Below are 12,879 nucleotides of genomic sequence, written 5' to 3' on the forward strand. Positions count from 1 at the left end.
CACTATACTTATAATATTTATTTTAGGCCATTAAATACAACTAAACCTTATATGAATATCAAAATATCGCTGGCTTTAATATTAAGTCTGTTTAGCCTGAAAAGCTTTGCGCAGCAGGCTGATACTATAGTCACCTTTCACAAAAACTCCGGGCAAAAGGTAGCTATTTTAGACAGCGCCGATTTCATCCGCCAGATTTACCCAGATACCGAATCCAAGTTATTTGTGCTAAAAGAATATTATAAAACCGGCAAGCTGAAATTTGCCAGCAAAACCTCAAAAGCCGATCAGATCATATGGGAGGGCACTACGGTAAATTATTTCCCGACAGGAAAAAAACGCGAGGTAGCAAATTTTTCGGGCGGAAAGAAAACCGGCGATGCTTATGCCTATTATCCCAATGGCCGGCTATACACCCATAAGGTGTTTATCCCCGCTAATGATCCTGCTGCCCCGTTTAGATCAGATATCATTATCAAGGCCTGCTCAGACTCTACCGGCAAAGTTTTGGCCACCGATGGCAATGGCTATTACGTTGGTTATAATTTCGATTTCGATAAAATTGAAGAAGAGGGTGATTTGAAAAATGGTGTACGCAATGGTAAATGGAAAGGCGACAAATCATCCAAAGACACCAAATGGGTTTTTGCAGAAGAATGGGCGGATGGTAAACTCGTAACAGGCGAGTCAATTGTAAATGACAAGGATAAATACACCTACACCCAGCGCGAAATAGCCCCGCAATTTAAAGGCGGTATGGGCGAGTTTTATAAAATGGTGAGCAATAAGTTGCAATACCCACAATATGCCCGCGCTTACGAAATAAGGGGACGCGTGCTTATAAATTTTGTAGTGAACAAAGATGGCTACCTATCTGATTATAAAATATTACAAAGCCCGCACGATGTGCTAAGTGTTGAGGCATTAAGGGTTTTGCAGGCCCTCCCTAAATGGGAACCGGGCGTGCAATATGGCAGGATAATGAGGGTTAATTACACCATTCCGTTTGTTTTTAACCTGTAGCTACAGGTACGATAAACCCTTCAAAACTTTACTATCATAATACACCGGCTCAAAACCATCCTCAGCCACTTCGCAACTTACGGTCATGCCGGTAAAGGCTACGCCGCCAAAAAGATTGGCTATGGCGGTATCGGCAGCATCGCGGCCGGTGGCTATTTTCACCAGGCCGTTAAGGGGCACCAGTTTGGTGGCATCAAATAATATCCATTCGCCATCTAGATAAACTTCAAAGCAGGCATGAAAATCGGGTGGCTGTAGTTGGTAGGCATAACCCGTAAAATAGCGCGCAGGTATGGTAAGCGCCCGGCAAAGTGCTATCCCCAGATGGGCAAAATCGCGGCAAACACCCTTCTTTTGGTTAATGGTATCAAAGGCCGATGTTTGCGCTGTGGTGGTGCCGCTTAAATACTGCACGTTATTGTGTATCCAATCGGTAACGGCCAAAGCCTGGGCAAAAGGGTTGCTGATATTTCCGAAAAGCTGGTTGGCCAGGCCGTATAACTTGTCCGACTGGCAATACCGGCTGGGGTACAGGTAAGTTAAAATATCGGGCGCGAACTGTGCAACCGGTGTTTCGGGGCGATTGGTAAAATCAACCAGTTGGCAGCAATTATCAACCAGCGCTTTATAGGTAACAGTGATCTTGCCCGGTTCCGATGCTTCGAAGCGTATTGGGCGGTTATCGTTACCGGGGGATGCCAGCTCTTCTACCTTTATGTAAGGCGATAAGGTAAGCTCTTCACTTAATACCGTTTGTTGAGGGCTGCGCAGTGCGGCTACGCTTAGTATCAACGTACTCGCCGAGCTCACTTGATATTCCATCCCGGTAAATACGTCGAATTTCATATATATGCTTTATTAATCAGGGTAACTTGTCAAACGCGGCATCCATCCAGTCTTCTGATATGCGTGCCAGCGCTTCTTTTAATTCTTCGGCCCATTGGGCTGATATGGTTTCAAGGTCGCGTTTTTCATAGCGTTTTTCAACGATATGAAAACTGTCCCGTTTATACAGCGCCACATCTATCGGGAAATCAACATTGTTGGAGCTTACCCGGGTTGAATCAAACGACAGGAACCCCGCCTTCAATGCTTCCCGCAGGCTCGAGTCCTCGTTCAACGTTCTATTCAAGATCGGCTTACCGTGGCCCGAGTTACCGATGATAATAAACGGCGCGCCCTGTCCCAATTCAACCCAGTTACCTTCGGGATAAAGCAAAAACAGTTTATGTTCGTCATCATCCTTTAGCTGCCCGCCTATAATGCTGTGCAGGTCAAAATTAAAACCCGCTTTCTCCAGCGATGCCTTGTCCTCGTTGGCTACACGTTTTATCTGCTCGCCAAAGGCATTAACAGCTTTGTATAGCTTGTTATACTCGGTGGTCTCTAAAAGCTCGGTAAAATACACAATAGCCTTATCGCGGGTTGATCGCAGGCCGCTTGTCATTATAAAAAGCGAAAAACCATCTTTTTGTTCTATCGTGATCTTCTTTTTTACCGTAGTATCTGTCCCCGATGTAATGCGCGTATCAGCAATAGCCAGCAGGCCTTCTTTCACTTTAATTCCCAGGCAATAAGTCATGGCGTTGTATCTTGAAATAATAAGTAAAATACCGGGGGCAAAGTAATAAATAATGCCGCATTTAGCCCGAAAAATCTATCAAAAATGTTATACTTATTAATTTATAATTTATTAACGCATAATAGTTATTTTAGTGCTGATTAAACTGTACAGAACACCCAATACCCCTGATAACGCGCTGTAACCCGATAAGGTGCTGTATATCACGGCTTGTATATAGCTATTTACTAAAATGAAGATTCACTTCTTTACCAGAATCGATTCGCCTTACCGGTCTTCTTTTAGGAGCTATTCTACTTTGCAAAACCTTAGAGTTGTAAAAACGCTTAGTTTAATTTACCTGGGCGTAAGCGTTTTTTTACGCAGCCTGGTTATTGCCGGTGCCGTACCGCTCGAAAGCGTAAACCATGTAGAGCATTACAGCCTTGCCAATTGGATAGCCATAGGTACAACCCCTGTTTTTTATATCATCAGTAAGTTTTTAATAGCCAATTTTGATGACAAAGTAAACAAGCAACTGCTTATACGTGCCTTTACCCTGGCGTTTGCTTTGTTTATTATGATATCGTTTATGCGAGCTACGTTTTTTACCATGTACAACCCGCGTAATACGCTGGTGATGTATTTAATGGGGCTTATTTTAACGGGGGTTTTTTTTACGTTCGAGTATTTTGAGTCGATATTCCTGGCTATTATAACCGGCATTTATTTTACGCTGATGATTCCGCTCTATCAGCATACCGTGAGCGAACTTATGATGAATAACCTGGCATCGCTGGTATTATTGATCATGTTTTTTTGCTTGTCGCGATACTCGTTCTCCTACCGGGCCGATAATTATTTGAAGCTGAAAGCTATTGAGCAAAAGAACCATGAGATAGAGGAAGCCATACGCGCTAAAAACGAAATACTGGGTGTGGTAGCTCATGACTTGCGTAACCCGCTTAATGCCATTAAAACCGTAACCATGTTAATGGAGATGGACAATAAGCTGGATGAGGAAGACCGCGAGCATATGGAAGTGATCAAACATTCGTGCGATAAGGCGGCATCTATTATCAACGACTTGCTGGAGACAGCGCACAGCGAAGCACCTTCGGATTTTGACGTACAAACCATTGAGCTTAACCAGTTTTTATTAAAGATTGTTGATGAGTGGGTGAAGGGCAAAATGGGCCACGTTAAGATATTGTACTACGGTTTAAACGAAAAGGTTTTTGCCAAAATAAACTCTGAAAAAATGGAGCGGGTGATGGATAACCTGATCAGCAATGCCATTAAATTTTCGGGCCCTACCAATCATATCGAAATTGCGTTGAATGCCACGCATGATGATGTTACGATTGATGTGAAGGATTTTGGGATGGGTATCCCCGAAAAGCTGTTGCCCTATATTTTCGACAGGTTTTCGCGCGCCAGTCGTAAAGGTTTGCGGGGCGAGGAATCGGTAGGATTGGGGCTAAGCATAGTGCGCCAGATAGTTGAAAAACATGGAGGCGAAATAGAGGTACACAGTACCGAGCAAAGCGGCACTACATTTACTATTAACTTAAACCGCGTTGCCGCATAGCTTATCGCTGGTGCTTTCGGCATCCGCCAGCAAATGATTTACGTTTTCACGTATCTCGTCCATATCAAACGGTTTGGCTATTAACATATCGGCGCCATAAGTACCTAATGAGTTTAATACGCGCGGATAGGCCGATATCATCATTACCGGTATATGCGCTGTTGCCGGGTTGGTTTTTACCTGGTGGCAAAGTTCGCCGCCGTTAACACCAAAAAGTATATAATCTAAAATAACCAGGTCGGGATTTGCCGCGCTTACCGATTGGCAAATGTTGTCGGTATAGGTAATGCACTCCACTTCGTGCCCGTCAAAGGCCAGCATTTCTTTCAGTACGTCCAGTATATCCTCGTTATCATCAACTATTAATATCTTCTTAGCCATAATAAACCTTGTTTTTGGTGGTGTTATAACAGTTGCGTGCGTATCTTTGTTTAGTGTTTTTTGTATTTAATAAACACTTGTTGATTACCAGTTGGTTATGGAAAAGCTGCCCGAAATATTGAGTTTGGATGATATTAAATTGCTGGTTGATACCTTTTACGACCGCATACGCGAAGACGCGCTTTTGGGCCCTATATTTAATGAAAAGATAGGGGACCGCTGGCCGCAACACCTGGAAAAAATGTACACCTTTTGGCAAACGGTTTTATTGGGCGAATGCACCTACATGGGCAGTCCATTTCCGCCGCATGCAAGATTGCCGGTAGACCATACTCACTTTGCTGCCTGGATGGCTCTTTTTACCCGAACTGTAGACGAGCTATTTACCGGCACTAAAGCCGAAGAAGCCAAATGGCGGGCCGGTAAAATGGCCGAAATGTTTGCTGCCAAAATAGATCATTTAAGAAACAACCCTTTAGGGATATTATAAAAGATATGGGAAACACCTGCCAACATATTACCAACCTGGAAAGCATTAAACAAGCCGAAAAATACGAGTGCGCCGAATGCGTTAAACACAATGGCCGCTGGCTACACCTGCGCACCTGCCAAACTTGCGGCGTAACGCTGTGCTGCGATAGCTCGCCTATGAAACATATGACGGCCCACTACCATGAAACCGGCCACCCCGTAGCCGCGTCTGCCGAGCCAGGGGAGAAGTGGGTGTGGTGTTACCAGGATGAGGTGTTTGCGGAGTATTAGTTAATTATAAAACTAACACGTCATTACGAGCGAGGAACGAGCGTAGTAATCCCCTTGAGAAAGGTTGCGCGTTGACTTTCTAATCGGGGATTACTACGCTACGCTCGTAATGACGTGCTTGGTTTTGACGAGTCTGGCTTGAGCACTTAAAACGCCGTCTTCAACAAACCACCCTCAGCCCGTATAGCCGCACCATTAGTAGCTGCTGCCAGCGGGCTTGACAAATAAACCACCATATTAGCCACTTCATCGGTAGTTAAAAAGCGCTGAATGATTGATGTAGGGCGCATGGTTTTAAAGAAATCCTCTTCCACCTGCTCCACAGTTTTGCTTTGATCCTTAGCCAGGTTATCAATAAAACCACCCACACCTTCGGACAGGGTAGGGCCAGGCAATACCGAGTTTACCGTTACGTTGGTGCCTTTGGTTAGTTCGGCAAGGCCGCGGGCAATGGCCAGTTGGGCTGTTTTGGTCATTCCGTAGTGTATCATCTCGCTTGGTATCTGTACGGCCGATTCGCTCGAGATAAAAATGATACGGCCCCAGTTCTGCGCCAGCATTTTATCGAAATAGGCACGTGACAGGCGCACACCACTTAATACGTTGATCTCGTAAAAACGCAGCCAATCCTCATCACTGATTTCGGCAAACGCTTTGGGTTCAAATATGGCTACGTTATTGATCAGTATATCAACATGAGGTACTTGTTTAATGAGCGCGGCAATATCATCAGGTTTGGTAAAATCGGCCACTGCGCCGGTAATGTTTTGGTTGCCGGTTTCAGTTTTTATTTGTTGGATAGCGGCATCCACGCGTTGTTGGGTACGGCCGTTAACGATTACTTGCGCACCTTCGGCAGCTAATTGTTTGGCTATTGAAAAACCTATACCGGCAGTTGATCCGCTTATCAGCGCTATTTTATCTTTTAGTTGTAAGTCCATTTTACATTGTTGTTTGTTAGTCAAAGTAACAACGTATGGGCTAAATGTTTGTCAGCCTATATTCATACTACTGTTGGTACTACGCAATATTTTAGGCCAACAAAAAGGGCGAACATTTTACAATGCCCGCCCTGATTGGAATAATCAAACTAAAATATCTTAATTGCCGGGTCCATCTGCAGGCGTACCTACAACTTTATAAGCTTTATTACCATTAACATCGCGTGTTTCCTGGTAGTAAAAATCATCGGGAGATACGAAGTAGCTTTGGCCACCTAATTTTACCTTGCGGGTATCCATCGGCAAATCGCTTACCACATCGCCAATTTGAGGCTCCTCAATTGTTGGGCCGGCCATGTCTTCCATATTGCTGGTATCCAACTGGCCATCTTTACCGGCTACCTGGTATACGGTAGATCCGTCATCGCGGCGTACAGCCTGGTAGTAAACACCATTTAGCTCATAATACTGTTCGCCGTTAATTACGATAGATTCGGCTTTGGCCGGCAGGCTATTTACCGAAGCGCCAAGCGGTGGTTCAACAACCGTATATTGGTTGTTATAATTTTGGTAGAAATAACCATCGCTGTAATAATATTGAGCATTACCCCAATAGAACGGATAGTATCCGTAAGGCAAAACACCCAGGCTAAAACCTAAACGTGGATAGTATAAGCTACCATAAAAGCCGCGGTTATAGTGGTAAAAGCCATTATAAGCACCATAAGTATTTAATCTGCCATAATAACGGCCGCCATAATAACCACGGTTGTAGCTATAAGCACTGCCCGGATAATAACGGCCACCGCGATAGTAACCACGGTTGTAAAAACTGCTGTTATAGCCTGGTCTGTTATAACGGCTGGCTATGTTAGGGCGTGAGTAGGTTTGTCCGCGTGAACCTGAGTAAGTACCGCCGCCGAACAGCTGGTTACGGCCGCTGTAGCCACGTGATGTAGCTACGTTGGGTTGCTGATGCATTTGTCCGCGCGGGCTTGAATAGCTGCCCGAAGCTTGTGGCGCGACACTATTGGTTGACCGGCCACCGCCCGAAAATACACTGCCACGGCTGCTGCTACCGCCGGAGAAACCTCCGCCACGGCTGCCACCGCCGCCACCGGAAGAAACGCTTCCGCCACCGCCACCACGACTGCCACCGCCACCACTGGCGTGCGCCCCACCACGTTGGGCATTAACCGGCATAGCCAAAAACACAAGCATCAAACCACTCAGGGCCGGTAATGCTAATTTTCTATATATACTTTTCATAGTTTGTTAAAAAAAATAATGGTTAGCAAAAGCATTGCTGCTTTATACCTATAGACTAATATTTTGTAAACGGTTTAATCGTGCTAAAATTATTTTATGTTTAGCTATTCATCATTGCATCGTTTTGACAATGTATACCAATTTGCCTATATTGTAATGACGAAATTTTATGTATCATCGTTACAGTAACCAATAAATTTTAACTCAAAACTTTCATCATGATAAAAAGAACCGCGTTAATAGCCCTTTTATGGCTGGCCTGTGTAGTCGTTAAAGCCCAAACCAAACCTGTATACGACGAAGCCCTGGCCACTAAACTAGGTGCCGATCAATACGGCATGAAAAAGTATGTAATGGCGTTTTTAAAAACAGGCCCCACCAAAATTGAAAGCAAAGAGGAGCGCACCAAAATTCAAATGGCCCACTTAAAAAATATTATGCGCCTGGCGGATGAAGGCAAGCTGGTTGTTGCCGGTCCGTTTATGGACGGCGGAGACGTGCAAGGCATATTTATATTTAATGTTAACTCTATAGAGGAGGCAAAGACCTTAACCGAGACCGACCCGGCCATAAAGGCGGGTATTTTGACGATGGAGCTGCGCCCCTTTTATTGCAGTGCTGCCCTAATGGAAATCAATAACATCCACAAAAAAGTAGAAAAAAAGAGCGTGGCCGAATGATAACTTATTGTTAAATAAACATTAGTATTTGATAATCTACTGTTAACATAGACTTAATAGTGCGGGGATACTTTTGCCGTAATATTTAAAGTTTATGTTAAGAGCAAAAATATCAACCCTATTAACCTTCGCAATTGTATTAATCACCTCAAGTGTATTTGCCCAAACAGGCAAAATTGCAGGTAAAATCACCGACCAAAAAACCAGTGAAACCCTTATTGGCGCTACGGTTACTATTGAAGGCACTACCACCGGTGTAGCTGCTGATGTAGATGGAAAGTACATCCTATCAAACATTAAACCGGGTACCTATACCCTGCAATTTCGCTTTATAGGTTACCAAACCAAGTCGATATCAGACGTGGTGGTAAAAGCCGACGAGGTTACCAATCTTGACGTTACTTTGGCCGACGAGTCACAAAAATCTCTGAACGAGGTTGTGATCAAGGCCACTTATCGCCAGGCATCGGTAGCATCATTATATGCTGCGCAAAAAAACAGCGTATCTATATCAGACGGTGTTACTGCCGATGTGATCAAAAAATCACCTGACAGAAACACTGCCGACGTTTTAAAACGTGTAAGCGGCGCTACCGTGCAGGATAATAAATTTGTTGTTGTACGTGGTTTGAGCGATCGTTATAACTCGGTAATGCTGGATAACGCTTCGTTACCAAGTACCGAGCCTAACCGTAAAGCTTTCTCTTTCGATATTGTTCCTTCAAACCTGATCGAGAACTTAACTATTACCAAAACTGCTACGCCAGATCAAACCGGCGAGTTTGCAGGTGGGTTGATCAACATTACCACTAAAGATATACCTGATCAAAACTTTGTTTCGTTTAGCATAGGCGAGGGTTATAACACCGCATCAACCTTTAAAAACTTTAAAAGCGGTACCCGTAACGCTACCGATTACTTTGGTTTTGATAATGGCCAGCGCTCGTTGCCTAACGGCTTTGTAAATTATACCAGCATATCAAACGGCCTTACACCCGAGACCAATATCCGGATGCTGCGCTCAATTACTAAGGATTACAATATTTATAATAACACCGCCCTGCCAACCCAAAGCTACCAGTTAAGCCTTGGTAAAGCTAAAGACTTTAAAAGCGGAAGCCGTTTAGGTGCAATTTTAGCTTTAACCTACCGTAACTCGCAAACCATACAAAATGAGGTGTTGCGCGATTACTATGATTATCACTACAGCGATAACGTTTACAAATTCTCAACCAACGTTGGTGCGGTGTTAAACCTGGGTTACACCTTCGGTAAAAACAAGATCACTTTCAAAAACTTGTACAACCGTATTTATGATGATTCGTTCCTGTCAAGGGGCGGTTACAACACCAGCTCAACTGCTGATGTAAAATACTTTGCTTTTGACCTTTTGCAAAAAGGCTTATTAAAATCAACCTTAGAGGGTAACCACCCGTTGGGCGACAACGGTTCAAAACTTAACTGGAACTTAAGCTACAACAACGTAGTGAACGATCAGCCGGGTCAGCGTAAAATCAGCTACTCAAAAAACTTAGGTCAGGATGTGCCTTACCAGGCTAACGTTTCAACCCTGGGTAAAGAGAATGCTACCCTGTATGCTAAAATGAATGAAAATTCATACTCAGCCGCGGCTAACTACTCGTTACCGGTTAAAAAACTGAGCGGTACTTTCAAAGCAGGTGCCAGCACTTTCTATCGCGACAGAAATTATGATGTACGTTTCATCGGCCCGGTTATCAGAAACAATGATCCTGACTTTGCTGATCCTATCAAACGCCGCCCGTTGAATACTTTGTTTGCACGTGACGTGGTTGATGCCAACGTTTACAAACTGGAAGAGATCGACGGTCGCCCGGATTCATACAACGCTAACTCGTTAACTAATGCGGGTTATTTAATGATGGATAACAAATTTGGTAAATTAAGATTAACCTACGGTGCACGTGTTGAGCAGTTCCGTTTAGATCTTACCCCGGGTGCGCCAAACCTGCAAAAAGTTAAACAAAATTATACCGACCTGTTGCCATCGGCTAACATTACTTATAGCTTAACTGATAAAATCAACTTACGTACTTCATACTCTCGTACATTGGCTCGTCCGGAGTTCAGAGAGTTATCGGTTACGCAGTATTATGACTACGAGATCCTTGCTTTCCAACAAGGTGACCCTAAGCTGAAACGTGCTAACATCGATAACATCGATTTACGTTTTGAGTTATACCCTTCTGCCGGTCAGATACTATCGGTATCAGGTTTCTACAAAAAATTCACCAACGCTATCGAGACCTTTAACAGTGATGCCGGTTCAACCCGTACCATTACCTACTTCAACTCACAAAAAGCTAATGTTTATGGTGTGGAGTTCGAGGTTCGTAAATCACTAGATTTCATCGTAGCTAACGATTTCTGGAAAAACACTATCGCTTACGCTAACCTTGCTTTGATCAAATCAACTGCGGTTAACCCTACAGATGGTAGCTTAAACTTCCTTGAAAAAGAAAGACCATTGGTAGGCCAGGCACCATACGTAATAAACGGTGGTTTACAACACAGCTTTGCTAACGGTAAATACAACTTCAACGCCTTGTATAACAGGGTAGGCCGCAAGTTGGCTGTTGCAGCTGGTGCAGCTTTCCAGGGTATTTGGGAAGTGCCGCGTGATGTGATTGACTTGCAATTGGGCATGAAGGTGATGAAAAGCAAAGGCGAGATCAAATTTACCGCAGGTGATATTTTAAACCAGGGTGTTACTTTTTACTACGACATGAACAAGGATAAAAAGTACAACGCGGGCGATTTTACCCAAAGCAGCTTCAAACCGGGTAGTAACTTTTCACTACAGTTTAACTACACGTTTTAACAAATACACATAACAAAAAAGGGGCTTTAGGCCCCTTTTTTTATGCTGAGAATATTGGATGTAAAGTGCCCGGCAATAGCATTGGTGTTAAAGTAGTGTTAACTCAAAGGTTGCTCATTTAATATAGAGATAAAGTAACAGTAATATTAAGTTCAAGCTTGATCTGTTCTTTTGATCATAAATTAAAATAACCATAACGTAAAAAAGACACGATGAAAAAAATTGTATTATTAGCAGCCTTGGGCGTAAGCTTGTTCTTAGGAAGCTGTTCAAAAAGCTCTGTTGATCCGGGTGATATAAACCCACCGGTTAATGGTGATGGTAACGTGGTAACCGTATCAAGCGATATAACTACTAACACTACCTGGACATCAGACAAAATATATTTATTAAAAGCTAAAGTTTACGTTACTGGCAACGTTACTTTAACTATACAACCGGGTACCATTATTAAAGGTGATAAAGCTGCTGCTGCTGCTTTGATCATTACCCGCGGCTCAAAAATTGAAGCGGTTGGTACTGCTGATAAACCAATTGTATTTACATCAAACCAACCTGCTGGTGGCCGTTCTCAAGGCGACTGGGGTGGCGTAGTATTATTAGGTAGTGCTCCTAACAATTTAGGTACCGCTGTGCCTATCGAAGGTATATCTGATGCTACTGATAAAGCTAAACACGGCGGTACTAACGCCGCTGATAACTCAGGTACTTTAAAATATGTACGTATCGAGTATGCCGGTATTCCACTGGGTGCTGATAACGAGCTTAACGGCTTAACTTTTGGTAGCGTTGGTTCAGGTACTACTATTGATTATGTAGCTGTTTACCGTTCAGGTGATGACGCTTTTGAGTGGTTCGGTGGTAATGTTAACGCTAAACACTTAGTAGCTATTGATACCTGGGATGATGACTTTGATACTGATAACGGTTGGGCTGGTAAAGTTCAGTTTGCTGTAGCTCAGCGTTTAGCTGCTACTGCCGACGTATCTGGTTCAAACGGTTTCGAGTCTGATAACTTAAGCACCGGTACTAACGTTACGCCACAAACAAGCGGTGTATTTTCAAACGTTACTATCTTAGGCCCGAAAGAAAATGCTTCTTTCACAGCCATCAATGCTAACTTCCAGCACGCTGCACAGATCCGTCGTAACTCTTCTATCAGCATCTTCAACTCAATATTTGCAGGTTACACTGAAGGTATTTTCTATGATGACGCTCTTCCTGCTGCAGCTCCTGAAAACTCATCAGCTAACTACTTAGCAGGTCGTTCAGGTTTCGCTAACAACTTAGTATTAGGTAGCAACAGCAAATCAAACCAGATCAAAGCTTCAAACGCTACTATTTTAGCTACGCTTACTACTGGCTTAACTGCTAACAACACTTTCACTCCTGCAACTTACGGTGGTGATATCTATACAGACCCTTACAAATTTGGTACTGACTTAGCTCCGGCTGCTCGTGCAGGTGTGCCTAACTTCACTCAAAAAGCAGGTTCGGTAGGTTTAACAGGTGCTATCTTCACTGATACTAAATTAGGTGGCGGTTTCTTCGAAACTGTAGCTTACAGAGGTGCTTTTGACGGTACTACCGATTGGACTACTGCCTGGGTTAACTACAATGCTCAACAAACTGCTTACACTACTCCAGGTGCTGTAAAATAATATAAGTAAACTTTCATAAAAAAGCCCCGCGACGATTGGTTGCGGGGCTTTTTTGTTTTATACTGGCGCGACAAAGGCCGTGCTGCTACGGTGTTATAATACATCAAATAAAAACGCCTCGCATTCATTGCTACGAGGCGTTTTGGTTTT

At 43.6% G+C, this 12,879-nt stretch carries 12 protein-coding genes; 7 read left to right on the forward strand and 5 right to left on the reverse strand.

From position 1 onward, the window contains the following. The first annotated feature begins 51 nt into the window (after positions 1-51). On the forward strand, positions 52-1,023 hold the full coding sequence (locus AC59JT_RS03950) for a TonB family protein (RefSeq protein ID WP_497396309.1): 972 nt from the start codon (positions 52-54) through the stop codon (positions 1,021-1,023). Here the strand turns inward: AC59JT_RS03950 and AC59JT_RS03955 are convergent, their stop codons facing one another. Both AC59JT_RS03955 and AC59JT_RS03960 read right to left on the reverse strand, forming a co-directional pair. Beyond that, on the reverse strand, positions 1,024-1,869 hold the full coding sequence (locus AC59JT_RS03955) for a transglutaminase-like domain-containing protein (protein ID WP_497396310.1): 846 nt from the start codon (positions 1,867-1,869) through the stop codon (positions 1,024-1,026). It lies immediately after the preceding gene. Between the two features lie 16 nt (positions 1,870-1,885). Then, positions 1,886-2,605 carry a proteasome-type protease gene (locus AC59JT_RS03960; RefSeq protein WP_497396311.1) on the reverse strand — a complete coding sequence of 240 codons (720 nt, stop codon included), beginning with the start codon at positions 2,603-2,605 and terminating at the stop codon, positions 1,886-1,888. A 232-nt stretch (positions 2,606-2,837) separates the two neighbouring features. Here AC59JT_RS03960 and AC59JT_RS03965 point away from each other — a divergent pair, with 232 nt between their 5' ends. Beyond that, on the forward strand, positions 2,838-4,175 hold the full coding sequence (locus AC59JT_RS03965; RefSeq protein ID WP_497396312.1) for a sensor histidine kinase: 1,338 nt from the start codon (positions 2,838-2,840) through the stop codon (positions 4,173-4,175). Here the strand turns inward: AC59JT_RS03965 and AC59JT_RS03970 are convergent. After that, positions 4,155-4,556 carry a response regulator gene (locus AC59JT_RS03970; protein ID WP_497396313.1) on the reverse strand — a complete coding sequence of 134 codons (402 nt, stop codon included), beginning with the start codon at positions 4,554-4,556 and terminating at the stop codon, positions 4,155-4,157. The two genes, AC59JT_RS03965 and AC59JT_RS03970, sit on opposite strands and share 21 nt — an antisense overlap. Before the next feature lie 97 nt (positions 4,557-4,653). On the opposite strand from AC59JT_RS03970, the gene AC59JT_RS03975 reads away from it, so the two are divergent. Both AC59JT_RS03975 and AC59JT_RS03980 read left to right on the forward strand, forming a co-directional pair. Further along, a complete protein-coding gene (locus tag AC59JT_RS03975) occupies positions 4,654-5,046 on the forward strand; it encodes a group III truncated hemoglobin (RefSeq protein ID WP_497396314.1) in 393 nt (130 codons plus the stop codon). A gap of 5 nt (positions 5,047-5,051) precedes the next feature. Next, complete coding sequence (locus AC59JT_RS03980; RefSeq protein ID WP_497396315.1) at positions 5,052-5,318, forward strand: UBP-type zinc finger domain-containing protein; 267 nt, start codon at positions 5,052-5,054, stop codon at positions 5,316-5,318. Between the two features lie 146 nt (positions 5,319-5,464). Here the strand turns inward: AC59JT_RS03980 and AC59JT_RS03985 are convergent, their stop codons facing one another. Further along, positions 5,465-6,259 carry an SDR family NAD(P)-dependent oxidoreductase gene (locus tag AC59JT_RS03985; RefSeq protein ID WP_497396316.1) on the reverse strand — a complete coding sequence of 265 codons (795 nt, stop codon included), beginning with the start codon at positions 6,257-6,259 and terminating at the stop codon, positions 5,465-5,467. A gap of 159 nt (positions 6,260-6,418) precedes the next feature. Beyond that, positions 6,419-7,528 (reverse strand): DUF6515 family protein, encoded by a 1,110-nt coding sequence (locus tag AC59JT_RS03990; protein ID WP_497396317.1) that lies wholly within the window; start codon positions 7,526-7,528, stop codon positions 6,419-6,421. 218 nt (positions 7,529-7,746) lie between these two features. Between AC59JT_RS03990 and AC59JT_RS03995 the strand changes: the two genes are divergently transcribed. The 3 genes from AC59JT_RS03995 (at position 7,747) to AC59JT_RS04005 (ending at position 12,729) form a co-directional block, all read left to right on the forward strand. Further along, positions 7,747-8,208, forward strand: coding sequence for a YciI family protein (locus tag AC59JT_RS03995; RefSeq protein ID WP_497396318.1), 462 nt, complete (start codon positions 7,747-7,749; stop codon positions 8,206-8,208). Between the two features lie 94 nt (positions 8,209-8,302). Then, entirely contained in the window at positions 8,303-11,068 is a 2,766-nt protein-coding gene (locus tag AC59JT_RS04000) for a TonB-dependent receptor (RefSeq protein WP_497396319.1), read from the forward strand. A 212-nt stretch (positions 11,069-11,280) separates the two neighbouring features. Continuing rightward, on the forward strand, positions 11,281-12,729 hold the full coding sequence (locus AC59JT_RS04005; protein WP_497396320.1) for a beta-helix domain-containing protein: 1,449 nt from the start codon (positions 11,281-11,283) through the stop codon (positions 12,727-12,729). The last annotated feature ends 150 nt before the right edge of the window (positions 12,730-12,879 follow it).

Source organism: Mucilaginibacter sp. A3364, assembly GCF_059690715.1.